23 protein-coding genes are annotated in these 24,868 nt (G+C 39.8%); 13 read left to right on the forward strand and 10 right to left on the reverse strand.

Going from position 1 to position 24,868, the window contains the following annotated elements; translation table 11 throughout:
* Both ACFE90_RS13475 and ACFE90_RS13480 read left to right on the forward strand, forming a co-directional pair.
* A partial coding sequence (locus ACFE90_RS13475) for a 3'-5' exonuclease (RefSeq protein WP_375501241.1) occupies nt 1-1,454 on the forward strand: 1,454 nt, incomplete at its 5' end.
* A gap of 152 nt (nt 1,455-1,606) precedes the next feature.
* Nucleotides 1,607-1,771, forward strand: a complete 165-nt coding sequence (locus ACFE90_RS13480) for a hypothetical protein (protein ID WP_375501243.1) — start codon at nt 1,607-1,609, stop codon at nt 1,769-1,771.
* Nucleotides 1,772-1,817: 46 nt separating this feature from the next.
* Here ACFE90_RS13480 and ACFE90_RS13485 read toward each other — a convergent pair whose 3' ends face one another.
* The 3 genes from ACFE90_RS13485 to ACFE90_RS13495 all read right to left on the reverse strand — a co-directional run bounded on the left by ACFE90_RS13485 (nt 1,818) and on the right by ACFE90_RS13495 (nt 3,606).
* Nucleotides 1,818-2,393, reverse strand: coding sequence for a GNAT family N-acetyltransferase (locus ACFE90_RS13485; protein ID WP_375501245.1), 576 nt, complete (start codon nt 2,391-2,393; stop codon nt 1,818-1,820).
* Between the two features lie 184 nt (nt 2,394-2,577).
* Complete coding sequence (locus tag ACFE90_RS13490; RefSeq protein ID WP_375501247.1) at nt 2,578-2,823, reverse strand: ChaB family protein; 246 nt, start codon at nt 2,821-2,823, stop codon at nt 2,578-2,580.
* Nucleotides 2,824-2,937: 114 nt separating this feature from the next.
* Entirely contained in the window at nt 2,938-3,606 is a 669-nt protein-coding gene (locus ACFE90_RS13495) for a DUF1345 domain-containing protein (RefSeq protein WP_375501249.1), read from the reverse strand.
* 346 nt (nt 3,607-3,952) lie between these two features.
* Between ACFE90_RS13495 and ACFE90_RS13500 the strand changes: the two genes are divergently transcribed.
* Nucleotides 3,953-4,621, forward strand: a complete 669-nt coding sequence (locus ACFE90_RS13500; protein WP_375501251.1) for a metallophosphoesterase — start codon at nt 3,953-3,955, stop codon at nt 4,619-4,621.
* A gap of 364 nt (nt 4,622-4,985) precedes the next feature.
* Here ACFE90_RS13500 and ACFE90_RS13505 read toward each other — a convergent pair whose 3' ends face one another.
* A complete protein-coding gene (locus ACFE90_RS13505) occupies nt 4,986-5,375 on the reverse strand; it encodes a DUF1499 domain-containing protein (RefSeq protein ID WP_375501253.1) in 390 nt (129 codons plus the stop codon).
* Nucleotides 5,376-5,563: 188 nt separating this feature from the next.
* Here ACFE90_RS13505 and ACFE90_RS13510 point away from each other — a divergent pair, with 188 nt between their 5' ends.
* Nucleotides 5,564-6,712: an alanine--glyoxylate aminotransferase family protein gene (locus ACFE90_RS13510; RefSeq protein ID WP_375501255.1), complete on the forward strand. Its 1,149-nt coding sequence runs from the start codon at nt 5,564-5,566 to the stop codon at nt 6,710-6,712.
* A 259-nt stretch (nt 6,713-6,971) separates the two neighbouring features.
* Nucleotides 6,972-7,130, forward strand: coding sequence for a hypothetical protein (locus ACFE90_RS13515; RefSeq protein ID WP_375501257.1), 159 nt, complete (start codon nt 6,972-6,974; stop codon nt 7,128-7,130).
* A gap of 578 nt (nt 7,131-7,708) precedes the next feature.
* Here ACFE90_RS13515 and ACFE90_RS13520 read toward each other — a convergent pair.
* From ACFE90_RS13520 to ACFE90_RS13530, 3 genes are all read right to left on the reverse strand, one after another.
* Nucleotides 7,709-9,112: a hypothetical protein gene (locus ACFE90_RS13520; protein WP_375501259.1), complete on the reverse strand. Its 1,404-nt coding sequence runs from the start codon at nt 9,110-9,112 to the stop codon at nt 7,709-7,711.
* A gap of 130 nt (nt 9,113-9,242) precedes the next feature.
* Nucleotides 9,243-10,568, reverse strand: coding sequence for a KamA family radical SAM protein (locus ACFE90_RS13525; protein ID WP_375501261.1), 1,326 nt, complete (start codon nt 10,566-10,568; stop codon nt 9,243-9,245).
* A 328-nt stretch (nt 10,569-10,896) separates the two neighbouring features.
* Nucleotides 10,897-14,451 (reverse strand): NB-ARC domain-containing protein, encoded by a 3,555-nt coding sequence (locus tag ACFE90_RS13530; protein WP_375501263.1) that lies wholly within the window; start codon nt 14,449-14,451, stop codon nt 10,897-10,899.
* Between the two features lie 493 nt (nt 14,452-14,944).
* Between ACFE90_RS13530 and ACFE90_RS13535 the strand changes: the two genes are divergently transcribed.
* From ACFE90_RS13535 to ACFE90_RS13545, 3 genes are all read left to right on the forward strand, one after another.
* Nucleotides 14,945-15,334 (forward strand): hypothetical protein, encoded by a 390-nt coding sequence (locus ACFE90_RS13535; RefSeq protein WP_375501265.1) that lies wholly within the window; start codon nt 14,945-14,947, stop codon nt 15,332-15,334.
* Between the two features lie 718 nt (nt 15,335-16,052).
* Nucleotides 16,053-16,319, forward strand: coding sequence for a hypothetical protein (locus tag ACFE90_RS13540; RefSeq protein ID WP_375501267.1), 267 nt, complete (start codon nt 16,053-16,055; stop codon nt 16,317-16,319).
* A 257-nt stretch (nt 16,320-16,576) separates the two neighbouring features.
* Entirely contained in the window at nt 16,577-16,705 is a 129-nt protein-coding gene (locus ACFE90_RS13545; protein WP_375501269.1) for a hypothetical protein, read from the forward strand.
* A 48-nt stretch (nt 16,706-16,753) separates the two neighbouring features.
* Here the strand turns inward: ACFE90_RS13545 and ACFE90_RS13550 are convergent, their stop codons facing one another.
* On the reverse strand, nt 16,754-17,782 hold the full coding sequence (locus ACFE90_RS13550) for a DMT family transporter (protein WP_375501271.1): 1,029 nt from the start codon (nt 17,780-17,782) through the stop codon (nt 16,754-16,756).
* Between the two features lie 251 nt (nt 17,783-18,033).
* Between ACFE90_RS13550 and ACFE90_RS13555 the strand changes: the two genes are divergently transcribed.
* The 5 genes from ACFE90_RS13555 (at nt 18,034) to ACFE90_RS13575 (ending at nt 22,729) form a co-directional block, all read left to right on the forward strand.
* Nucleotides 18,034-18,414, forward strand: coding sequence for a hypothetical protein (locus ACFE90_RS13555; RefSeq protein ID WP_375501273.1), 381 nt, complete (start codon nt 18,034-18,036; stop codon nt 18,412-18,414).
* A gap of 303 nt (nt 18,415-18,717) precedes the next feature.
* Nucleotides 18,718-19,452 (forward strand): DUF4079 domain-containing protein, encoded by a 735-nt coding sequence (locus ACFE90_RS13560; protein WP_375501275.1) that lies wholly within the window; start codon nt 18,718-18,720, stop codon nt 19,450-19,452.
* Between the two features lie 45 nt (nt 19,453-19,497).
* Nucleotides 19,498-20,916 carry a sensor histidine kinase gene (locus tag ACFE90_RS13565; protein ID WP_375501277.1) on the forward strand — a complete coding sequence of 473 codons (1,419 nt, stop codon included), beginning with the start codon at nt 19,498-19,500 and terminating at the stop codon, nt 20,914-20,916.
* Between the two features lie 63 nt (nt 20,917-20,979).
* The gene (locus ACFE90_RS13570) at nt 20,980-21,654 is read left to right on the forward strand and encodes a response regulator transcription factor (protein WP_196527737.1); all 675 of its coding nucleotides are present in this window, start codon (nt 20,980-20,982) and stop codon (nt 21,652-21,654) included.
* Between the two features lie 301 nt (nt 21,655-21,955).
* A complete protein-coding gene (locus tag ACFE90_RS13575; RefSeq protein WP_375501279.1) occupies nt 21,956-22,729 on the forward strand; it encodes an MlaE family lipid ABC transporter permease subunit in 774 nt (257 codons plus the stop codon).
* Between the two features lie 156 nt (nt 22,730-22,885).
* On the opposite strand, the gene ACFE90_RS13580 is transcribed toward ACFE90_RS13575, so the two are convergent.
* Together ACFE90_RS13580 and ACFE90_RS13585 are read right to left on the reverse strand one after the other, a co-directional pair.
* A complete protein-coding gene (locus ACFE90_RS13580; RefSeq protein WP_375501281.1) occupies nt 22,886-23,317 on the reverse strand; it encodes a hypothetical protein in 432 nt (143 codons plus the stop codon).
* A 281-nt stretch (nt 23,318-23,598) separates the two neighbouring features.
* Nucleotides 23,599-24,726, reverse strand: a complete 1,128-nt coding sequence (locus tag ACFE90_RS13585; protein WP_375501283.1) for an ABC transporter ATP-binding protein — start codon at nt 24,724-24,726, stop codon at nt 23,599-23,601.
* Nucleotides 24,727-24,868 lie beyond the last annotated feature (142 nt).

The raw sequence follows: 24,868 nt of genomic DNA on the forward strand, positions 1-24,868 counted from the left end.
CCACTCCCCACTCCCCACTCAACTTGGTACGAGTTGGTGACCCGAACCAAGCGATTAACTCTACCTTTACCCCAGCCGATCCGATTTATTTTCGGCAATTTTGCGAAGAGTGCGATCGCATCAAACGATTGGCAACGATGGATCAAGCTGGTCGCAGTACTAGAATTATCATTGAAGCCGCTAACTTTGCCCTCAAATGGATTAATCAACAGTCGTCAGCAAAAACGAATAATGGACAACAGACTCATGACAACCGACAAGTACCATTTCGCTTGCAAACAATTCGCCCTGTTGAAACAGGCGATCCACAAAAGAACGCCAACCCAGAACCAATAGGACGGGGATTAGAACTTTATACCCCGCGTGACATTCATCACACCGTTGAATTGTTATCTCAAAGAGTAATCGAGTTATTTGGCGAAGACCCAACACAAAATAGTGCAGCGATTTTAGTACGAGAAAATCGCCAAGGACGATGGTTAGCAGAAGCTATAACACCTGTGTGCAAAGAGCATAAAATTACACTTTACGATGTGGGAGAACGCGATCGCCGTTCCCATGTTCCCCAAGAAATTTTAGCATTACTGCAATTTTGCGATCGTCCCCACTCCCCCGATTACCTCAAAGCCGCATTAGAAGCATTAGTACAGCGCCAGTTAATTCCTACCCAAGACCTCAACGCCCTTGCTAGTCTCCCAGAAGAATTTTTGTATCCTGGCCCCCTAGCAGCACCCCAGCCAGAAACAGTCCAAAAAGCTGCTCGCTTGTGTCGCAACTTACTTCGCGCCCGCTTGGAATTGCCCCTGTACCAGCTAATTTCCTTTCTCGCCTTGACCTTAAATTACGACCAGGCAGAATTGGCAACTGCTGACAAACTTGCAGAACGGGTCAACCAGCAGATAGCAGGCAATAGTTCGATGGGGGGAATGCTGTCAGCTTTAAGTGAAATCGTCAGTTCCGAACGGTTTGAACCAGTGGAAACCGAAGATTCGGAAGAACGTTACACTCGTCGCGGTCAACTGACCATTATTACCATGCACAAAGCCAAAGGGCTAGATTGGGACTATGTGTTTCTTCCCTTTCTCCACGAAAACTTGATTCCTGGTAGATTTTGGGTTCCTCCGCAAAGCCAGTTCTTAGGGGATTTTACCTTATCAGAAGTAGCCCGCGCCCAAATTCGTGCTGCTCTCCACGGAGAATCTACCATACCAGATGTTACACAAGCATGGGAACAAGCAAAGCACTTGAAAATATCTGAGGAGTACCGTTTACTCTACGTTGCGATGACACGAGCAAAGCGTCTGGTGTGGATGTCAGCAGCGCAGAAAGCCCCCTTTAGTTGGAGTAAACCGGACAATTTACAAGAACAAGCGCCTTGTCCGGTTTTTCCAGCATTAAAGCGCCAATTTCCTGAATGTGTGATGAATTTAGCAGTAATGACCAAACAAGTGTGAGTAAAACTTTTAAGAAATTAATTGAAATCCCCGGTTAGGAGTGATCGAATTGTGAATATTTGTACGAAATAAGCTATCTAAAGTGAAATTTGCCGTTTGAAAATTGGTGTTATAGATTGGTGCTGAGATTTTAATCAGAAATTGATTTACCAATGAAAACCCGACAGTTGACAACGACACAAGAAAATAGACCCAGCAAGACAAAAAAACAGTCTTTTCCTGGCATAAATATTGGTACTCCTAAAGTACCATTCCGCCAATGCAAGAAAGCTGTACAACAGCATGAGTTACTCAGTGACTGGGAACACGCGAGTTAATTTTGTAACATCTTTTCATACCAACTTACCAGTCGTGATGCATAAATTAGGAGTGCAATGGATTCTTTTGGTCTATTGCCATAAGCCAACAATCTGAGTATTCCCCTTCATGTAGCTCATGGGCGGGCAATAGTTTTACTTTGACAAAACCACATTTTTCATAGCAACGGATAGCGCGAGGATTGTTAACATGAGGATCTATGACAATTTTATGAGCTTGTCGCTGTTCAAAAAAATAACTGATAACTGCTGACAATATTTTTGTACCAATTCCCTTGTTCCAATAGTCGGTTTCGCCTATGAACAAGTCAATTCCGTAGACATAATCAGTTTGATCGAGATGATACAATTGTCTATCGGTTTGGGATAAGTCATTGAGTGCACAATACTGCAAATAACCAATGGGGATATTTTGATAGTAGAACAGACACGGAACAACCGGGTCATCTCCCCTAATCATCGGTTTGTACGTTTCTATAATTCTTTCTAAATCAAAAGGATTATCTCTTCCTTCATAAAATTCCAAAACTTGTGCATCAGTTAACCATTTTGCCATCAACTGATAATCATATATTTCATCTTGCATTAGACGAATAGCAATTTCGTCTTGTTCAATTAGCATTTCCTGTGTAGATAGATTTTTCTAGCCAATATTTAAATAATTATAGTTTGTTCAAAATGTCTATCATCTTGCAAAAATTATGAAAAAGCAAAAGGGAATTCCATACCCGCTTCGTAAACATGGAATTCCCTTTAAATTTTGCCTGAACTCTAACAAAAGATGCCTATGCCAAGCTTAAATTTACTCAATTGCCACCAGAGACAACAGATTTATTATGTGTAGCAGTGTCTTCAGGCTTTCTCTGCCATTTGCCATCGCTGCCTGGTTCGTATTCATTCTTTACACTATTCCAAGCAATCTCACGCGCACCCTCTTGATTTGAACCATTACTTTGAGCAGCATTAAATGCCGCTAGAAAAATCTGCTGTGCGTGTTCGGGCAACTGTTCTCTAATTTCACCAGGCAATTCATTTATTGTTTGATCAGCCATAAACTTACTCCGATTATCTCAAGTTAAGTTCATGTTAAAAAACTTGCAATAGAATTTCCTCTTTCTGTAAGTAGAGAAGCAAATAATCATACTTTTGGCTGAGTTAAGCGATTTTTAAATTAGCGATGCAATAATATTGATGCTCATCGCTAAAATTGTGGTATTGAAAAAGAAGGATAATATGCTATGTAATAGAGTCAAGCGCCTCATATCGCGTGATCTCGTTTCCACATCTGAAACTTGACTAGTCATGCCAATCACAAATGAATAATATAAAAACTCCCAATAGTCTGGATAGTCGTTATGAGGAAAATCTAAACCTCCGATAATTTCTTCACTATTATTATGATTAATATATTTGTAATAGCTGTGTGCATATTGCACTGCAAACATCGTATGCACTAGTAACCAGGAACCGACAATGGTCATAATTGAAAGTATGACATGTAGGGTAAGCAGAATTGTTGATAATCCTTTTTTATCATTTAGTAAAAACCCGATCGCTAAAACACTAGCACAAGCCGCTGCTATTACCAGCATGAATATAGCTAAATGTCCTTCATATTCATTTTCAGCATAACGGCGAATTTTTTCTGGGGTAGCCTTGAGCATTTTCCACCACGTAACCGCTAAGAACAAGTCAATACCGGAGTTCCAAGCGCAGAGAATGCGAGTAGGTAAGTGCAGCCAAGGCGGAAGGATTACTGAAACTAATACAGCAAGTCCGACAGCAATGATCAGTCGGGGTCGGGGGTCAAAGTTTTTAAATAAATTAAGTTTCACAAATATCTTGCACCAAGCCGTATAGATTAGAAATCGTACTCTAGTTGCTATCCTTTGGAGAACCCGAACCCTTATTTTCACATTTTTTCCAAAACTTCGTGGTTTCCTGGTTTAGCTATACAAATGATCATCCGTCGATCTAGAAAACCGGGAAACCTTTCCCCCAATCCTCAAAATTCCTCCACCTCCTGTAATTACTCAAGATAACGTCAAAGAGTATTTAGCTTTAATGTTCAAAGCGATGTCTACGATGGGCTACGCCTACACCGAAGTTTATATAATCTACTAGGGGATGTGCAAGTATATCCTGTATTATTTTTAGATAACTTCAGAAAAATTTTAACTAATGCTAACAAAAAAGAAGAGAAGAAAGTACCTATTTATTCTACTTGCTATCAGTGTTAGCTTTTGTTTACTGATTCTGTATGCTTTTATCATTGAGCCAAATCGGTTCGTCGTCACACGTCATCAGCTAAATCAACAATTTGCTTCTAACAAGAATAGTTTCAAGATTGTCCAAATCAGCGACCTTCATCTCAAACAATTTAATAATCGGGCACAACATATTGCCGAACAAGTTAATAAACTTAACCCAAATGTTGTACTATTTACTGGAGATTCGATTGATAAAGTCGAACAGCTTGATGGATTTGATCGCTTTTTGTCGCTCCTTGACAAGCAAACAGCTAAGTATGCAATTATGGGTAATTGGGAATACTGGGCAGGTGTTGATTTAAAACGTTTGACAAAAATCTATGCCACTTATAATTGCCGCTTATTAGTTAATGAAAGCGTTTTACATAACTACGGCGATCGCTCTATATTAATCACGGGATTAGATGATTTAGTCAGCAAACCCGATTTAATCAAGTCACTCCAAGGTGTTCGTCCTCAACAAAACCATTTATTACTTGCCCACTCACCAGCATATCGAGATTCCTTTTCAAGTGATGAGTTAGCAAAGATAACACAATACAAACCACAATATATGTTATCAGGACATACTCATGGCTGACAATTATCATTATTTGGCTTTGCTCCTTTACGTCCGCCTGGTAGCGGGCGTTATGTCAGTGGTTGGTATCGAGATGGTGCGATTGCCCTGTACGTATCGCGTGGACTAGGAGTTTCGGTTTTACCAGTAAGAATGGGTGTAGTCCCAGAGATTAGCTATTTTGAGTGGTTTCTGAACTCGGCTTGATTTTTTAGCGATATCGCCCAATCCGTACGGCGTGCGCATCATGTCAACAAAAAGATTTTCTTCTCAATAAGCTCGAACGTAGTCGCATTAGTTGTAATTTTCAACTGTGAGAGGGAACGTAATTTGCGATAGCGCTTCCATTTAACCCTCTAAGAAATTGAAAACCATACGAGAATACTTACTTTAACTTGGCTCTAATCGTTTCTATTCGTTGACGATTGACACCCAAATCACTCTGACCTAAGCGTGAAGCTGAACGCACTTGGATCACATTAGTATTCCGGTCTAGATAGAATTCTACATCGTCCACAAATCCCAGTAAAGCACTTTTAAATTCTGCATATAAATAATCTTGGCTTTCGGTAATTATTTTAGTTCTTGGTAAGGACTCAATAATCTTTTTAAGATTACTAATCGCTTCTTTTGGACTAGATGTAAAACTCAGTGGTGCAATTTTGTGAACTGCATCTGTACTTTGACTAGAAACACAGTTAGGAGAATTAGGGCAGAGTGCTAATTTATCGTTGCTAATACCTAAATTATTTGGTCGTTTGCCAGCAAAAACCATAATTATGTATTCGGTTAAGTGAATGAGTATACTCTCGCACATTTGTTTTAATCACTGTAATACTTTGCTGTAATGGCATCTTCCGGCAAATGACAGATTCGCTAAAACATGGGTGATGCGTTCGCCTCTGGCGTTGGCGAAGCCATCGCTCTATGATCCGTTAAGTATCGTCTAAGCGAAGACAGATTATGACGCAAACAATTTCAATCAACGACTCTGGGCGCTTGCAACTCACACCGTTAGAAATTCCATCACGTTTGCTGTTGGGGCCTGGGCCCTCCAATGCCCATCCCGCAGTTCTTCAGGCGATGAATACCTCACCAGTTGGGCATCTTGATCCAGCTTTTCTTGCACTCATGGATGAAATTCAATCGTTGCTACGCTATGTATGGCAAACAGAAAACCCACTCACCATTGCAGTCAGTGGTACAGGAACAGCCGCAATGGAAGCAACCATCGCCAATGCTGTAGAACCCGGTGATGTGGTTTTAATTGGTGTAGCTGGTTACTTTGGTAATCGCCTCGTGGATATGGCTGGACGTTATGGCGCAGATGTGCGAACCATTACCAAACCTTGGGGACAAGTTTTCAATCTAGATGAACTCCAAACAGCCTTAAAAACTCATCGTCCAACTATTTTAGCCCTAGTTCATGCCGAAACCTCGACCGGCGCACGTCAACCATTGGAAGGTGTCGCTGATTTGTGTCGTGAATTTGGCACTTTGTTGTTAGTTGATTCAGTCACAAGTTTGGGTGGTGTCCCCTTGTTTTTGGATACTTGGGGAGTTGACTTAGCCTATAGTTGTAGCCAAAAAGGGTTGGGTTGTCCGCCTGGTGCTTCGCCTTTTACAATGAGTCCGCGTGCCGTTGAGAAATTGCAACAGCGTCAAACAAAGGTTGCAAACTGGTATTTGGATATGTTGCTACTGGGTAAGTATTGGGGCGCTGAACGTACCTATCACCATACAGCACCCATTAATTTATATTATGCATTGCGGGAAGCATTACGTTTGCTTGCAGAAGAGGGGTTAGCAAACTCCTGGCAGCGTCATCAGAAAAACGTAGAATATCTCTGGGAAGGGTTGGAAAGCTTAGGACTGAGTATGCACGTTAAACAAGAGTATAGACTGCCAACGCTTACCACTGTCTGCATTCCAACAGGGGTAGATGGGAAAGCGATCGCTCGGCAGTTACTAAATGAGCATAATATTGAAATTGGCGGTGGTCTTGGCGAACTAGCGGGTAAAGTTTGGCGCGTCGGATTGATGGGCTTTAATAGTCGAAAGGAAAGTGTTGATCAACTTTTAGCAGCACTACGCCAAGTTTTACCTAAGTAGTTTTCGGGTTAGAGTGGTGCGTTAACAGTAGCTTAACGTACTTGATAGAAAAGGCGTAGGCGTAGCCCGCACTTCTCTACGAGACGCTGGGCGTAGCTTGCTTCCACGAAGTGGTACGGCTGCGCTCAGTGACTACCGTAGGCATCGCGCTAACATTCGTTTGAGAATTAAAGCAAAGCTGATGCTCCACACTTACTTGCTCTTTGGACTTATCCCAAGGATTAAAGAAAGAGCAGGTTAATTTTTGTAGGTCTATACAATGGCATTGTTAGTCGAAACAATTGCATTGTCAGTCAATACAATGGCATTGTCAGTCAATACAATGGCATTGTTAGTCAATACAATGGCATTGTTAGTCGAAACAATTGCATTGTTAGTCGAAACAATTGTATTGTCAGCCAATACAATCGCATTGTAGGTCGATGCATTAACAATTCACGAGATTGGGTTAAGATGCCACAGTAATGCAAAGTGCGACTCGTTCACATTTTATGAAAAACGTCGGGAGAATATATCTGTAGGGTATTCCTCACTAGCTCACTGCGATAAAAAACCAACAAACAGTAGAGGCAAGAATATTAGTAGGGACACAATTAATACGAGGGTTGCTGGCTCGATTTTAATTTGATTCTTCTGTGGATCGCGCATTTGGCACTCCCTCGAACAATAAGTATATTAACTCAGCCTAAAGGATGTTTATTCCTTTTTCCAAGCCCAATCAGGTTGAAAAATGTAAATTTTTTAAGTAGACTTAATGCATTAAATTTACATTTTTTTGATTTTAATAACTGTCAATCCCTTGATTCATCCCCCCATCTGCTTATTTCTTCCAGGGTAGTTTAGTTCCCATTTCAGTCAATGCAGAAAAGATGAGATAGAGGACGAGTAACCCAGCCGCCGCCAAAAAAGCCAGTAAATCGTTATCCATAAGTGCTATCTGCTAAAACTTCGCTAATCATAGCGGAATCACTTCATATTTAGCATTTTTCTACAGCCCTACAATCTTTGGTCTTTTGGATGCAAACTGTACCATCCATACCAGTGACGAACTGCTAGCCAAACGGCTGAAAGCATACCCGCGAGGCTGAGGGTTAGTCCACTAAACGGTATTAATAATCCAAAGATGGGTAATACTGCTCCAGCAATAGTGCAGATAATAGCAGCAAGGGAAGCACTGCGACTAGCCCCCAATCCCCATGTCAGAAACAGTAAGATGATGGAAATTAAAGTCCAAGCCAACTGAGCATTCATGACGCGAGCTAGATAGGTCAAAGTCAATAGACAAGCAAAGAAAATACTAGCAGCGATCGCAATATTTTTGAAACTCATTGGCAGTGACAAATATAACAACAATATCCACCACAAAAATATTGCTGGTGCTAGCAATAAAAGACGCCCAATTACGCCAGTGTGACGAATAGGTTCGGTGTTGGTAAACACTCCAAATGGATTTTTGACTGAAACATTATCGTCAAACTTCCAAGTAAATTGCGTACTGCCTCCGTCAACTTTAATTTCATTAGGTACAATACCACTGGCAAAATCAGCCGGAGCAAAGTTAGCAATTGCTGTGAGGCGGAAGTTGGAAAGCAACTGTCCCGTTGCACTATAAACCCAGCGCGGCCCTCCTTGAGCCTGATAAGTAACTCGAAAGGTGGTTTCTTCTCCTGGTTGTAAGCGGAAAGGAAAACTATAATTACCCGCGTTGGTTGGTTGTAGCCTAGTGCCATCACGCTCAACTTTATAGCTAGCAAGCAGTGTATAGCCGTTGGGTGGCGGTGCTTCAAAGAAAAAATTATTAATATCCTTGATTTGGTTAACTACTTTATAATCGGCAGTATAATTTGCCTGATAAATTGAGCTGCGGCCTGGAACATCTACGCTTTGGTCAAGCTTGACTTGAATTTGCGAACCAGCCAGCATTAAGAAGCGGGTAATCTCTCGCGTCTGGTTTACCTTAACAATCTTGCCATTGATTTGAGTGTTATAGGAGTACGGCTCTTGAATAGAGTAGCGCACTTGCGGCGCAAATTGTTCGAGCCTCTCACCTGCAACAGTTTGAGCCACTTGAGCGACTTTTGCTTGTTCCCAGTGGTGGTAGCGATTGCTTAAAGTTGAACAGAGAAAAAATCCCGGTACTAATAGAATTAATACTAGAGTTAAATGTTGTAATCCTCGCAATAGTTGAGAATAACCAACAGCCCATTCGCCGATGAATATTACTTGTTCCGGCTTGCTTCGACGTAGAGAAAAACTGATCAGTGCGATCGCAACTCCCAAAGCTACGACCAAAAATACTAATAATAGTGAAGCCTTGAGCGCCTGGGTTCCAAATTGGACAAGCTCAATTGGATGCGTCAAATCGGGTAATCCGGGAATACCTTGAGCAGAAGATGACATTGGTTGATTTTTGCAGAATTTGGAGAACCAGACCAATAAAATCTCTTAAAAGTTTCTGGAAATGGGTATAAATTATTCTCCAATCTGGTCGTGGTTATGAATCCCCCATCGAATTATCCTAATCGCCAATTTAACTTTGTTTTTTCAGAATTTTTTTTAATTTATTCTCATAGAAAAATTCCTTTTCTCCCATCGCTGGAACTAAATCAGTTAACCAGGTTGCTTTCTCGTCATAACGTGCAAAGAAAGGACGTTTACACCAATTGGGATCGCGTCCTTGCAAAAAAGAAAGTACAAATACTTTCTCGCCATAAATCTCAGTTACGCCTTCCACTGCAACTTTACCCGGTAGTGCTGACATGACTGGGCCACGAGCTGTGCGAGCTAACCCAGACACTTTTTGTATTGCTGCTTGATAAATTTCCCAAGCTCGAATAATTGGCACTTCAAAGTAATGTTTTGCTCCAGTATCTCGTTCCATAAACATATAGTAGGGAACGCAACCAAGGCGAACTTGTTCTTGCCACATCTGTATCCATACTTCCGAAGAATCATTAATTCCCCGCATAAGTGGCCCTTGGGTGCGAATCTGTGCGCCTGTATTACGAATGCGTTGAAGCGCTGCTTGAGCAATTTCAGTTTTAATTTCTGTCGGATGATCGTAGTGTGCCATAATCGACAGATGTTTGCCTGAGCTAGTTACTTTCTCAAACAAACGTAAGACATCATCAGCATCTTCATCTGTAACAAAGCGATAAGGCCAGTAAGCTACCGATTTAGTACCAATCCGAATTGTTTGGATATGTTCAAAACCCGAATTTAGCAGTGGTTCAATATATAAAGCCAGATGTTTAGCTTTCATTGTCATTGGATCTCCGCCAGTAATTAAAACATCTGTGACTTCCTGATGTTGGCGGAGATACTCTTGAAAAAGTCCTGATTCACGGGTAGCAAATTTCATTCCGTCCATCTTCACAAATTGCGGCCAACGGAAACAAAATGTGCAATAAGCATGACAAGTTTGACCTGCTGTCGGAAAAATCAAGACTGTTTCGGGATACTTATGTTGAATTCCTGGTACTTGTTTTCCATCTAAAGTTGGAATATTGTGTTCTGCCTGTCCGCCTGGATGGGGGTTAAGTTGCGATCGCATTGTATTTACTACCTGACGCAGTTCTTCTGGCGTGGAATTTTGCAGATGCCAAATAACCTTGTCTAGAGATTCAGGAGCCAACATTTCTTTTTGAGGAAAGGTGAGGCGAAAGATGGGATCATCAGGAATTTTTTCCCAGTCAATCAGTTCTTCTACTACGTAATTATTGACACGGAACGGCAATACTTGGGCAACTGCTTTCATTGCTAAACGCTCTGCTGTTGAAAGTTTTTGCAGTTGAGGAAGCCGATCTATATCTTTAATTTCATATAACTCAATTTTTTTAGGGTTAAATTGCGACATTTAATTATTATTTTTAATTCACATAAAAAATATTTTTGTATTTCAATACAGTTCGGTTAAGGTCACAGTCCTTAAAAATCCTTATTAATCTCTCTTCAACAGGGAAGTTGGGGGATTGAGTCTTATCCGAACGTAGTGGAAAGTATCTGGAAAATATAGTGAAACTTAGCAAGAATAAGAGTCTGGTAGTTTTGAAAAATCATTCGACTGATATAATTTGACATAATGGCAATCCTTACAAAAAATTAATGAGATTCAACAATAAGGAATTAATACACATTTCCAAGAGTGCAATTCAAGAGCATGATTATTATTTTTAATTAACGAATTAATCTTCGATAGCACCCAACTCTTTAAGTGTATTTTTTTGTTCTTCCCCTAGACCAGATAGCCCCTTGATATTCATTCCTTCATAAGGTCTTTTTGACATGAGTGTTTTGATACACTCTCCAGTTTTGACATTCCATTGCTTAATAGCTCCATCCTGGGAACCACTATACAAAGTTCCATCCGAACTAAAGGTAACAGAACGAACCCAATTATTATGTCCTTGCAAAATAATCAGACGTTGACCTGTGTCAACATCCCAAATTTCTACAGTGTGATTAACACAAGCACAGCCAAGAATCTTACCATCAGGACTAAAAGCAACAGAACGTATCCAATCATTATTGACTAATATTTTGCAACATTCGCCAGTCTGAAGATCCCATAGCTGTACTGTCTTGTCATCACCGCCACTAGCTAATAACCCTCCAAATTGCCCTTGTGAAGGGAGGAACGGGCTAAAAGCAACAGACCATATTCGCATAGTATGCCCTTCCAAAACCCGAATACATTCCCCTGTATAAACATTCCACAGGCGCAGTGTTTGATCATCACTTCCACTGGCGAGGATTTCACCATCAGGACTAAAACTGACAGAGCGCACCCAATTTGTATGCCCCTGTAAAGTTTCAAAGCATTGGCCAGTCCGAACATTCCATAGCTTGATGTTGCAGTCAATACTTCCGCTAGCTAGAATTTGACCGTCATGACTAAAAGCAATAGAGCGGATGCGATCGCTATTTTGCAAAACTTTCACGCACTGTCCACTCACAGTATCCCAAAAGCGGATGGTTTGGTCATCACCGCCGCTAGCTAATAGTCCCCCAGCGAGTGGACTAAAAGCAACAGACCAAAGGCGGCCAGCATGTCCTTCCAAAGTGCTGATACATTGGTCAGTCTGAACATCCCACAGCCTGACGGTTTTATCATCATTGCTACTAGCAATTATCTTCCCATCTGGACTCAGGGCTAGATCGTGTACCCAATTGGTGTACCCCTGCAAGATTTGGATACATTGATAAGTCTCGATGTCCCAGAATCGAACGGTTTTGTCATAGCCACCACTGGCGAGTGTTTTTCCGTCAGGACTAAATGCAACAGACAGAATAGAATTACTGTGTCCTTCTAAAGTTTTTAATAATTTTCCTGTTTGAACATCCCAGAGTTTCACGGTTTTGTCATCGCTACAACTGGCGATGATCTCTCCTCCTTGTGAAGAGGGGATCAGACTCAAGGCTATAGAATGGATTAAATTGGTGTGTCCTTTTAAAGTATTTAATAACTTCCCTGTTTGAACATCCCAGAGTTTCACGGTTTTATCGTCACTACAACTAGCAAGTATTTCACCATCAGAACTAAAAACTACGGACTGGACTAATTTAGTATGTCCCTCAAGAGTTTTCAAACATTTACCTGTTTTTACATCCCACAACTTCACAGTTTGGTCAGCACTACCACTGGCAAGTATTTTTCCATCAGGACTAAAGGCAACAGAACGAACGAAGTTGTTATGTCCCTTGAAAATTTTCCAGCATTGTTGAGTACCCAGATCCCAGAGTCTAATGGTTTTATCACTACTAGCACTGGCGACAATTTTGCCATCAGGACTGAAGGCAACAGACCTGACCCAGCTAGTATGTTCTTCAAGAGTCATGAGGTGTTTTTGGCTATTAACATCCCAGAGCTTTACAGTATGGTCATCACTACAACTAACTAAAGTTTTACCATCGGGACTAAAGGCAACAGTTCTTACCCAGTTAGAGTGTGCCTTCCAATGAAATAGTTGCTCACCATAGGTAGCTTGCCAAAAGCTAATCCGACCATCAGCATCACCTGTAGCAACAATTTCTCCATTTACAGGATTAAATGCGACTGACAAAATACTATCGAAGATTCCTGTAAATACAGACTTAGATAAATCAGAGTTAGCAAAGTTAACATTATGCAAGCTCACACTTGTTAGGTAGGCTTGCCATATCTTGAAATTGGAAAAATCACACCCAGTTAAATCAATTTCCAGATGACAAAGGAGGTTAATAATATTCCCACCAGCATAGCCAGATGTCAGAGGAGTATTTACTCGTAACAATTCTATTATTTTTAATAAATGTTCTTTAATCCGATCTTTATTGCCGAACTTATTAATTAGCTTTTCAATAATAGGTTCTAAAATTAAACGAATTTGGGCATTTCTAACCTTTCCTTCTGTTTGTGCTTTGAATAAGGCATGGCTCTTTAATAAAGAAATATTTTCTAGATTAATCTCAGAAATAATTTCTTCACTAACCTGGTTAACAAATTGGCTAATAATATATTCCATAACTACAGCTTGGAGCATAAATTTTGCCAAACCCTTCTCGTTAAAAATTAGCGATCGCCGTCGCAATGATTCTAAAGCCTCAATTAATTGTGGTTGTGATGTCGTTGAAATAACATCTGCTTGTAACTCTGTAAATGAAGTAGGCTTGCAATTAATTCCTAACCAGTATAAAATTTCCTTTTCTAAATTTGATAACCGATTAAATTGCTGTTCTAATAGATTGCGGATATCCCCAAATAGCACGGAAATATCACAACTAATGAATTCTGATATATTGCTACCAAAAACTTCTTGAATCGTATTGCAAACGATTTTTAAGGCTAAAGGATTACCTGCATACTGATTAATTAATTTGTTCCAGTCTTTCTCTGAACCAAAAAAATCACCTTTGCCCACAAATATGCTTTTTGCAGCAATGTTTTCTAGCCCACTTAGCTGCAAGGATTTAATTTTAAGATTGCTTCCTTCTAAGGTGATAATTTCTTTGGGACTTTCACGACTGGTTAAAACTAAACAGCTTTGATGAGGCACTTCCCCAACTTGTCGGAAAAATTCTCCATATTCTTCATATCCTTCTCGATATTGACCGACATAATCACCTTCAAGCAGGACTGACTCTACATTATCTAGTACCAATAAACAGCGATGTTTCCGCAAATAAGCAATCAATTGCGAAATTCCTACTTCTTTGGGTTCATTCTTTTTAGAGAAGAACTCAATCAGGTCTGCAAAAATCTCCTTAACAGAGGGTGCATGACGTAGCGATCGCCAGATAACATACTCAAACTGTCCCTGAATTTTCTGTGCCAGCTTGATAGATAACGCTGTTTTGCCAATTCCCCCCATACCAAATATTGCCACAAGCCGACAACGGTCTTTGTTTACCCATTGCTCTAGAATGTCTAACTCCGACTCACGCCCAAAGAAAACGGGGACATCAGGCGCTTCGCCAAAATCATGACACGATAAGGCATTAACTACTGTTGATAACTGATATCTTTCCTGGAGGATACTCCTAATCACCTCTAATTTCCCAGGAGTACTTCCAGCAATGTCAAACTTTTGGTAAACCGAACCAAGCCGCTTCCGCACTGCTGCTGCACTAATTTCGAGAGTGGTTGCAATAGACTCTGCCGTTTGACCAGCTAACGCTAGAAGTAAGGCACTTACCTCAGCCTCAGATACATTGTGTTCGGCTGTAACCGTTCTCAAGAAACTTTCAGGAATTTCCATCATGAAGTAAATTTCTCCAGCCAAAACTATTTATCGATATGTGAGGTCAATGTGAGATATATCTCCACTTATTTATAAAGTCTTCTCTGGGCACATAGAAGGGGAGAGGACAAAATCAGCCCTGAAAAAGTCTAAATTTTACATTTTACCTCTCTTTTTGCCGGAGACAGGCTTTGAGACTTACTCCCACTCCCTTGTAGGAAATGGGTTGCGGGTTAGGTCTGTATTGGACTCAAGCGCAACCTCTATAAATTTTTTTATGGGGTTTCCCAGTCCCCAGTCCTATGCGTTGGCGTAGCCCGTCGTAGAAATCGCGTAGCTTCTCTAAAAGAAGCACATTGACAAGACACTACTAAACTATACTCTAAATTATTAATTTGTCAATTTAGCTTATCAATTTATTGACAATATTCATAAAGTAAATGTAGAATCTATTACAAATTAGGTGTGAATCGCGAGGATAGCTGAAGTAACTAGCACTGAGGTACCCCACAATATGCCAACACCTGACGTTTCAAATTCTGCCCAAGAATTATTTGAGTTGCTTGAAAAAGATATTCTTGCCTGTCACACTTGCAAGGATGGAATGATTGAAGTGACTATCCGCAAGATCGGAACCGAAGAGTTTGAGTTGCGTGTCATCTCTTTTCGAGGTTCTTTTCGTTGCGTTCATGCGGATCTAAATAGGTATTTAGACGAGTTATCGATAGATACAACAGATACGCAAAGTCAGGTATCTATTTATCGCGATCGCTTTCGAGTGGGGTTGAGGAGATTGTTAAAGAAGGGGTTTGGACTACTCAGACTAGACTTTTCTCGATGCAAGAAGGGAAATACCGCGCCGATATTTGGCTGGATGGTATCTGAATTGTTGGATAAGGAGTGAGTTTGGTTGTTTTTGCCAATCATTATAACCAATTACTAACTATTAACCATCAACAGCCACTAATTTCATCTCAAGGTTTAGAGAAACAGTAAAAAATTGTTTTCGTTCTTGAGGTTAAAAAGTGAATAATTTTCCAGCCTAAGAGAGTCTAGAAAAAGATTACAACAGGGTTGACATGGTGCTAACTAGTACCCCGTCAACCCTGTTATTTTTTATTTATCAGGAGGAAAAAATGACTACGAATCGTCACAGCTTTTTATTTCGTTTGACTTCCCAGTTTCTTAAATATTTTGCTTTGTTCATATTTGGTCTAGCGATCGCTTACGTTTTGTCAGCTATTTTCGGAGGAGCACATATTGCGATGAGTCTACTACCTTTTGTTTTTTATTGTGTCATTTTCCGATGTGGGCTGATTCTCCTTTGCTTAATATTGACGACAGTAATTTTTGAATCTGTTCGTTAATATCTCGCAAACGATATTCGACTTTCACATTTTGCATCATTCTCAACTAATATCCTCGCTCACTCTAAATGAACAATATTGCTGCTAGCGTGAAAGTCTGAATTCCTTTGCAAAGCTTTTTAGAGCCGTGAAAAATTTCGTCTCTAAGTATCCCTGACTGTATTTAGGATGTGTTAGAAGATTTTTTCAATCTAACACATTACCTTTTTTGTCAAACATCAGCCCAAAAATGATCAATTGGAGACGGAAGTAAAAATGACAAAAAAACATAGCAATTTTTCTGGACAAGAACAGTTTCATCCTATATTAGTTATCTTAGTAGCAGGTTCGCTCTCTTTAGCAATTGTTGATCAGAGCAATCGCCCTGCATACTTTGATATTGTGAAAATTGCAGTCGTTTATTTTTTTGGTACAACTAAGTCCCAAGAAAATATTAATAAGTCTAACAACCTAGATGATTCAGAAATCCCAGACAATTCAGATAAGGCGAAATGTAATGATAGTCACGACAAGCCTAAATGAAGAACTGAACTAGTTAAAGAAACGGTAAATAAAAGTAAAATCAAAAGCCCGGTCATGAAGACCAGGCTTTTGAGCGTAAACAATGGGGCTATATTCCCCGAAGGTTAGTTATAGAGGTTCAGTATAATATCGATGCTCTAATAAGTGATACCACTTTGCTGTTATCGATTCCGGAAAATTCGCTAAAAATTTTTGAGTAGCCTTTTTGTGCCAAAATACAGCAAGCGACTGGCAGCTTCAGCGTGTAGGATTTAAAAATGTTGATTTTCCGGCTTTTGCTGATGAATAATGAATTTGGTAGCTGGCAAGAATGGCTGACAGTATTCACCTATCTAGGTTTTACGGTTTTTATTATCTGGCGCGTATTTTCCACCGAGAAGAATTAAAAAAGCTGCATATAATTTCACAGACACGATTAATCGCGTCTCTACTTTTCAGATACCTTTAAATCCCATACCTTGTTCTAATTGAGCTGCAACTTTACGAGAAATCTGAAAACGAACACCAACTTGGCTAAGGAATATGCCAACTAAAATCAAGCTACCACCGATATATTGAGCAAAGGTAGGGACTTCACCCAATACCAAATAAGCTGCGAAAATTCCCACAATTGGAGTAAAAGAGCCAGCTAAGGAAACCGTTGACACAGTAGAAGCTCTCAAGCCCTTGAGCCAAAATGATTGACCTAAAACCACAATTACAGCAGCATAAACAAGCATCCACTCCCACAGGAAAGGTGAAAATACATCCATAAAGTGGTCGCTGCCATAGAGAACTAAAGCAGCAAAGAAAAATATTACAGTTCCTAGAGCAGTACGAAAGATACTAAAGATTCCTGCTGGGATATCAGAAAGCCATTCTTTAACAATAATTGTTGAAACTACTGAAGCTACAGCTGCGATCGCTGCCAATAATTCCCCAATACCTAATCTTAAAACACCCATGTTGATCGTAGTCGTCTGTGAGGGTTGCAAGAGAATAGTTAGGGTAACCCCAACAAATGCAGCGATCGCTCCTACAACTTCCCAACGATTTACCCGTTCCCTCAGTAACCAGACTGATAAAGCTATACCCAGAGGTGGTTCCAAGCGTCCAATCAAAATAATATTGTTCACCCCTGTTAATGCTAATGCCTGGAAAATTAAGCCAGGGACAAGCGCTCCTGATAAAATAGCTACTGCTATCAGCGCCAACCAATCTTTCTTTGACAGTTGCTGCAAAGCCTTGTTGTTCCACTGTCGCCGATAAATAGGTAACATAACTATCAAGGCACATAAATTCCCTACGAATAAAACATTACATAAAGAAATCGGATTTCGACCATCCATCAAATGTTGAGCGCCAATTTGTGTCAGCTTGCGGGTAACTGCACTAGAGGATCCAAAAATCAAAATTGCTAGCCAGAGATAGATTTGACCGGGAATTTTATAGATAAAAGGATGCCATCTTCTCAGTCTGCTCATAATAATACTGCTGCAAAAAATACTCTTTACTATACTCCGCTAACTTGGGTAATTTAAGGTGAGATTAATCTGAGAAAACACTTAAAGCAAGCTGAGGTTGAAAATATCAGAGTTTTCTGAGAATATGCTGAGTCTAAACTAAATTTTTCTAAGGGATAAATTCAGACAATTACTAGACTGGTTTCATTTGAGCTTTAGTAGCAGATGAGATGCTTTAGTTCATTGGGAAACTTCAACACAAGGAAAAACAAATGAAAATTGCTTCTTCTCTGCTTACAGGTGTTGCTCTTGTTGGTATGCTAACAGTCTGGGATGTTCCACTGAAAATTGTGAGTCCTTCACTGGTACAAGCATCAGCCGCAGAAAAGAAAGATGTTACAGGTTTGACTACTCAACAAAAGATTGATTTGGTCATCAAGCATAAGGGTCAGTTTGGTGGTGGTGATGAACTACGTCGCTTCTTTTTTGGTGATCTTGAACCGCTAGGTATTCAACCCGGTGGTGCAGGCATGGTGGTTAATCTTTACAATAAAACCAATAATGTGACCTTTTCTTACTGTTCTACCTTTGATGTAATAGTTGCGGTTAAAAAAGGTAAAGTAACAAAGTTTGAGGCTGATGAGGTCAAGTAATCCTTAGTTATAAGTAGGTAGGGCTATTTCATTCTCATCTAGCCCGCCTCAGAATTTATTCTGAGGCTAATAGCAAAAGTCGTCTAAAGATGACTAATAAAGGCTTTTAGTCCACTAAAGTGGACTTGGACTATTAGCCCGGAACTTTAGTTCTGGGCGGTTTATGTCTAGAACGAAATAGCCCTGATAAGTAGGTAGACATAAATAATTGAAAAAGAATTCAGGAGCGTCTTTGGCTTTGCTCCTGACTCCTGAATTCTGTTCAATAAAAACTAATTTGTAACTTTTGATAAAAGGTCAGATATGGAATTTAGAGATGCTATCTTGTTGTTACATCCAGCGATCGCTGTACTCGTAGTATTTCCCTTAATTGGCGTCATTGTCAACCGCGCTTTCCAAGTCCGTCAACGCCGATTGCAAACTTTAGCCATAGGTAGGAGTAAAATTCCTGCTACTGTAGGACAAGAGCATACTCAGTTAGGTCGCTGGCTAACTGGAGCAGTTGTAAGTATTGTTTTAATAGCGTTTGCCTACGATATTTTTGGTAATATTTTAGATAAGCAACTTTGGATTAAAGCACCATTTCAGGTAGTATTTATTGGGTTATTGTTTGTGGCTGCGATCGCTTCTCTGTATTTACTCTATCAGGCAAAGCAGAAAAACTGGCGTGCTATATTTGCAACCCTCACAGGAATGGCATTAGTGGTGCTTGGATGTCAAGATGGTATCTACCGCAAAACTGACCAATGGTATATCTCCCACTATTATTATGGGCTAACCTCTGCTCTGCTGATGATTATTTCACTCTCGATTTTGCCAGACATTTATAAAGATAAGACCAATCGCTGGCGCAAGGTTCACATTACTATTAGTTCCCTTGCTCTCTTACTATTTATCGGGCAGGGGATAACAGGAACGCGCTCATTGTTAGAAGTTCCACTTACTTGGCAAGAACGCTATATCAATATGCTTTATGAGCAAAAATGTGATACTAAATCTTGTATAATTCAGCCACAATCTCTACCTAAAAAGCAATAATGAATAGAAATAACAATATTTTCAATACCTTAGACAAAACTAAAAGTGAAGCAACCCAGAAATATTTGGATAAATCTTGACCCTTTTTCATTGCAATTACGTCTAACCATTGGTATTGCTACATTTTCAACTTTAATATTAGGTAGTTTTGCTGCATGGACTAGTTGGAAAATGCAGCAAATTTTGATTGATAGTCGTAAGCATAATATAGAAGAAATCACTCAGCGCTTGCCGCGTGATGTGCAACTTTACAGTGAAATGATGCAACCTGAAACTGGATTGCAAAAAGCTATTAATAACTTAGCAAATACTAACCTATTTTTATGGTTAAAAAGCCCTGATAATAAAATTTTGATAAAATCTGCTACTTTAGATTTGTTATCTAACTCTACAGTAACTGAATTAATGTCCCTTGGTAATATGCAGATTAAACCACAAATTTACAAAGTTAATCAAAGGTACTTTGTTATGAGTAGTGGTTTTTTGCAAGTGCAGGGTAAATATCTGGGTAAGCTATTTGTAGCACATGATATTACTCGTGAACAGACAATGTTTATGGCAATGCTGCAAAGTTTGAATATTAGCTGTATTTTGGCAATTATTGTAATAATAACTGTAAGTGCATTTTATATTAGGCGTTCTCTACAACCACTGCGCCAGCTAAGTCAGATGACTTCTGTTATTTCGATAGAAGATTTAGGAAAAGCACAACTATATGTTGATAATGCACCCAGCGAAGTTAAAGAATTAGCTCAAACTTTAACCATGTTGTTATCGCGCCTCTCGCAATCTTGGGAGCAAGAACAAGAATTTGTGAGTAATGTTTCTCACGAATTACGTACACCATTGACGATTGTACATGGTTATTTACAAAGCGTGTTGCGACGGCAGAATAACTTAACAGAAATTCAACAAGAAGCTTTAGAAACTGCTGCTTCAGAAGCCGAACGTACCATTCGCTTGTTACAAGATTTACTTGATTTAGCACGAGCAGATAGTGGCTATTTGAATTTTCAGATGAAATCTTATGTGTTGAATGACTTAGTTGAAGAAGTCGTGGTGATGGCGCAAAAATATAGCGATCGCTTAATTACAATCGAGTCAACAACTTATCCTATTGGCGTGAAAGTAGACTACAGCCGTTTTAAACAAATATTGCTTAATTTAATTAATAATGCTATTAATTATTCTGAAGCTAATACGCCTATAATTTTAAAGTTAAATCAGCTTTATAACAAAGCGATTATTCAAGTTTGTGACAAAGGTTATGGTATTCCTTTACAACACCAAACACGTATTTTCGAGCGATTTTACCGCGTAGATGAATCCCGGTCTCATGCTACTGGCGGTTGTGGTTTGGGTTTATCCATTGTTAAGACACTTGTAGAGGGTATGGGTGGTAATGTATCTGTGCAATCAAAATTAGGAGAGGGGAGTGTGTTTACCATCACTCTACTTACATAGCTAGTCAAAGTCAGGTTAAAGTAGCACTTTGATTGTCACCCTATACACTTTAAAATCACAAATATGACAGCAAATATCCTCTTGGTTGAAGATGAAGTTAAACTAGCGCGATTTGTTGAACTAGAACTAAGTAGCGAAGGTTACAATATAAGCGTTGCACATGATGGCATCGCTGGTTTAACGTTAGCACGGGAGTTATCGCCAGATTTAGTAATTCTTGATTGGATGCTTCCAGGGCTGTCAGGCTTAGAAATCTGTCGTCGGTTACGGGCAACTGGTATCTCCATACCAGTAATTTTATTGACAGCAAAAGATGAAGTTAATGATCGCGTGGCAGGTTTGGATGCAGGAGCTGATGATTATGTAGTCAAACCATTTAGTATAGAGGAACTCCTAGCTAGAATCCGCGCTCATCTACGCCGGACTCAAGAAACAGATCAGGATATTTTTCAGTTTGAAGACTTGAGTTTAAATCACCGGACTCGCCAAGTTTACCGGGGTAAGCGGGCAATTGAGTTAACAGCTAAAGAGTTCGACTTGTTGGAATATATACTCTCGCATCCCCGTCAGGTATTTACTAAAGACCAAATTCTACAAAAAGTTTGGGGTTATGACTTTATGGGTAATTCCAATATTATCGAAGTATACATCCGGTACTTGCGTCTAAAACTAGAAGAAAATAATGAAAAACGCTTGATTCATACGGTGCGTGGTGTGGGCTATGTACTGCGGGAATAATCAAAATCAAAATATTTTATTTTCATTCATATCCTGGTGTTATCATTTTCTCTTGCAGGTACGATATTAACCCAAGGATTTTTATAGTGCATCAACAATTTTGAGCTAATTTATTACAAAATCAACGCCCTACCCTAATACCAATTCGTAATACTCTACGGGAAGATGCGCCAAGTGCATCTACGTAATTGAGAAAGTCAGATTATATCTGGCTGGATTTCGACCATTTGTATTTGTAGTCTTATTTTGGAGAATTGATATAACATGTGTGCATAAAAAGCCAGTCTTAAGGACGATAAAATTGCGACTAAAAACAAATTTCGAGCAATCTTGGATTGTACGCTGTTTTGTAGCAGTATTGCTTTTCGGTCAAGTATGGCTACATTTACTCCAAGGAAAAACTTACTATCGCAAAATTCTGCAACATCTGGTGACTGCTGGGCCAGGTTCTATCTCTCCAGTTCTCCTTGTCAGTGGTTTTGCAGGAATGATTTTTACTCTTCAGATGGCAAGAGAATTAATCCGATTTGGAGCTGTCAATGCTGTGGGAGGTACTTTTGCCTTAGCTTTTTGTAAAGAATTGGCTCCAATTTTGACTGCTAGTATTATGGCCGCACAAGTAGGTTCTGCTTTTGCAGCAGAAATAGGTGCAATGCAAGTCACAGAGCAAATTGATGCACTTTATATGCTCAAAACTGATCCAATTGATTATCTAGTAGTTCCTAGAGTAATTGCTTGTAGTTTAATGATGCCTTTGATGACGATTTTGGCTTTAGTTATGGGCATCTTCGGCGGAGTTTTTGCCGCATCATATTTTTACAAAATTATTCCCGAAACATTTTTAGAATCAGTCAGAAATTTTTTAGAACCGTCAGATTTGTTTATTATTTTGCTAAAAGGGTTTATTTTTGGTGTGCTGGTTGCTGTCATTGGCTGTAGTTGGGGATTAACTACTAAGGGGGGAGCAAAAGAAGTAGGAGAATCAGCAACAAAAGCAGTGGTTACTAGTTGGATATCAATTTTTGTGATGGATTTTTTCCTTTCTGTAGTGCTATTTGAACAGCCTGCATTTTGAAACCAAGATTGCACAAGATTCCCGACTTTTTTAACCAGTTGGGAACCTAAGCCAAAAAGGAAGTTGTGGTTAAGCAATACTGGTTCTGAAGCGTTGGCACAGCCCGGCGCAGGCATCGCTAGCTTTTTTGGGTATACTTTATAACGTTAGCGAAATTTAGGAATATATTAACTTGTAGATTAGCGCACCCAAGGCCAAACCGATCAATGAAAAGGTAGATGCAGTCCAAAAGGCTAGCCCTTCCCTAAGACCTGCTGTTTGAAAGTCTATCTTGACTAATATAGTTGCCGAAACAATCAGCAAAGTATCAAGAAATACTCGAAACCAGGCAATCATAATAAAGAACAAGAAAGCTGCTAAAACGGCAACGGCGAAAGACCTCGTATTTGATTTAAGCAAAATACTGAAGTAATATGTCATTTTCGTCCAAGGAATGGTCAACGTTACTATCAAAAGCAAGATAGCAACGACAGTTGCCACCCACACAGATACAGGAGCGAGTGTTTCAGCTATTACCCAGCCCAAAGTACTGTAACTAAGCAGTAGTAATGCCAGGGACACCCAAGGAACTGTTTGCAAAATTGACATGGGTTAATACTCCTAGTACAGGGTCAACAAGAGGAAAAGGGGCAGGGAGCGGGGAGCAGGAGGAAAATCTTCATACATAAATGTATTGCCTCTGAAAGTTTTGACGTATTATTTCTTGTGTTACACATCTCGAAACAAATATTTTTACTTTTGGGCATAAATAAATTTAGGGCTGCTGAAACCCTTGTGGCAGGTGAATTACATTATCTTTCCCTCTGCTCCCTTCCCCCTGCTCCCCTGCCTCTTAGGTCAAGGTCTTATTCCATTATTGAATCTTATAACTATTGACTAATAGCTAAACAATCATTTTCTGGCCACCAAACGTAGATGGGCGTGTCGCGGTCTGGTAAAACGCCAAAAGTATTCGGTTGCAACACATTTATGCTAATGCCATTTGTTAATTCCACAACATAATTAACATGTGTGCCTAAATACATAACATTGACAAGCCGTCCTTCAAAGCAGTTAGTTGGCAAATTGGGTGGATAAAGCGAAAGCTGTATTTTTTCTGGCCGCACGCAGACTACTACTGCTTGTGATAATTCAGATGGTGTATCTTCAGCGCGGCTAATGACAATTGAGAGTCCCGTTTTTGTCGAAATTTTAATATTAGAAGAGTCTACTCCTACAATTTCACCGCTAAATAAATTAGTATCGCCAATAAAATCAGCAACAAAGGATGTGCAAGGACGTTCGTAGATTTGGCTGGGAGTGCCAACTTGTTCAATTTTGCCTTGGTTCATCACAGCAATGCGATCGCTCAAAGACAATGCTTCTTCTTGGTCGTGTGTCACCATCACAAAGGTCACTCCCAAATCTTTGTGTAAATTTGATAACTCCACTTGCATTTCTTTACGTAGTTTTAAATCTAACGCTCCTAAAGGTTCATCCAGTAATACCACGGTGGGACGGTTGACTAGGGCCCTTGCTAAGGCGACTCGCTGCTGTTGACCACCAGAAAGTTGACTGGGAAAGCGCGATCGCAAACTTTCCATTTTCACGAGTTTTAAAGCTTCTTGGACTCTAGCTTCAATTTTCGATTTGGGTATTTTTTTTAACCGCAGTCCGAAGGCGATGTTATTCCAGACATTCAGGTGGTTAAATAGAGCGTAACTTTGAAATACAGTATTGACGGGTCGGCGGTAAGGCGGCACATTAGTCATAGACTGACCCTGAATCAACACCTTGCCAGCGTCAGCGATTTCAAACCCAGCGATTAAACGCAGTGTTGTTGTTTTACCACAACCGGAGGGGCCTAAAATACTAAAAAATTCTCCCTGTCTGATATCCAAATCGATTCCATTTACTGCTGGTTCTTGGTTAAAAAACTTGAACACGTTACGCAGTTCAACATCAAGTGGCTGAAAAGTTGTTATCCCCCTTTGATTCTGCATGACAATTTGAGCCATAATCCTCAGTAGAATGCCGTGATATTACGTGATTTTGTCAGTAGTCTATTGGGCAGACTAGATTTGACACTTTGGTTCATTGTATCCGCCAAAAACAATTGTTCAAGAATATACTTGCCCAATTCTTTTATACCCAATACTG

Source organism: uncultured Nostoc sp., from assembly GCF_964245445.1.
In the GTDB taxonomy this organism is placed as follows: Bacteria; Cyanobacteriota; Cyanobacteriia; order Cyanobacteriales; family Nostocaceae; genus Nostoc.

Bases quoted from the DNA above. Each gene is read 5' to 3' on its own strand.
- ACFE90_RS13480 (WP_375501243.1), top strand. From the start codon at position 1,607: ATGAAAACCCGACAGTTGACAACGACACAAGAAAATAGACCCAGCAAG.
- ACFE90_RS13485 (WP_375501245.1), bottom strand. From the start codon at position 2,393: ATGCTAATTGAACAAGACGAAATTGCTATTCGTCTAATGCAAGATGAA.
- ACFE90_RS13490 (WP_375501247.1), bottom strand. From the start codon at position 2,823: ATGGCTGATCAAACAATAAATGAATTGCCTGGTGAAATTAGAGAACAG.
- ACFE90_RS13500 (WP_375501251.1), top strand. From the start codon at position 3,953: ATGCTAACAAAAAAGAAGAGAAGAAAGTACCTATTTATTCTACTTGCT.
- ACFE90_RS13505 (WP_375501253.1), bottom strand. From the start codon at position 5,375: ATGGTTTTTGCTGGCAAACGACCAAATAATTTAGGTATTAGCAACGAT.
- ACFE90_RS13510 (WP_375501255.1), top strand. From the start codon at position 5,564: ATGACGCAAACAATTTCAATCAACGACTCTGGGCGCTTGCAACTCACA.
- ACFE90_RS13515 (WP_375501257.1), top strand. From the start codon at position 6,972: ATGGCATTGTTAGTCGAAACAATTGCATTGTCAGTCAATACAATGGCA.
- ACFE90_RS13520 (WP_375501259.1), bottom strand. From the start codon at position 9,112: ATGTCATCTTCTGCTCAAGGTATTCCCGGATTACCCGATTTGACGCAT.
- ACFE90_RS13525 (WP_375501261.1), bottom strand. From the start codon at position 10,568: ATGTCGCAATTTAACCCTAAAAAAATTGAGTTATATGAAATTAAAGAT.
- ACFE90_RS13530 (WP_375501263.1), bottom strand. From the start codon at position 14,451: ATGATGGAAATTCCTGAAAGTTTCTTGAGAACGGTTACAGCCGAACAC.
- ACFE90_RS13535 (WP_375501265.1), top strand. From the start codon at position 14,945: ATGCCAACACCTGACGTTTCAAATTCTGCCCAAGAATTATTTGAGTTG.
- ACFE90_RS13540 (WP_375501267.1), top strand. From the start codon at position 16,053: ATGACAAAAAAACATAGCAATTTTTCTGGACAAGAACAGTTTCATCCT.
- ACFE90_RS13545 (WP_375501269.1), top strand. From the start codon at position 16,577: ATGTTGATTTTCCGGCTTTTGCTGATGAATAATGAATTTGGTAGCTGG.
- ACFE90_RS13550 (WP_375501271.1), bottom strand. From the start codon at position 17,782: ATGAGCAGACTGAGAAGATGGCATCCTTTTATCTATAAAATTCCCGGT.
- ACFE90_RS13555 (WP_375501273.1), top strand. From the start codon at position 18,034: ATGAAAATTGCTTCTTCTCTGCTTACAGGTGTTGCTCTTGTTGGTATG.
- ACFE90_RS13560 (WP_375501275.1), top strand. From the start codon at position 18,718: ATGGAATTTAGAGATGCTATCTTGTTGTTACATCCAGCGATCGCTGTA.
- ACFE90_RS13570 (WP_196527737.1), top strand. From the start codon at position 20,980: ATGACAGCAAATATCCTCTTGGTTGAAGATGAAGTTAAACTAGCGCGA.
- ACFE90_RS13580 (WP_375501281.1), bottom strand. From the start codon at position 23,317: ATGTCAATTTTGCAAACAGTTCCTTGGGTGTCCCTGGCATTACTACTG.
- ACFE90_RS13585 (WP_375501283.1), bottom strand. From the start codon at position 24,726: ATGGCTCAAATTGTCATGCAGAATCAAAGGGGGATAACAACTTTTCAG.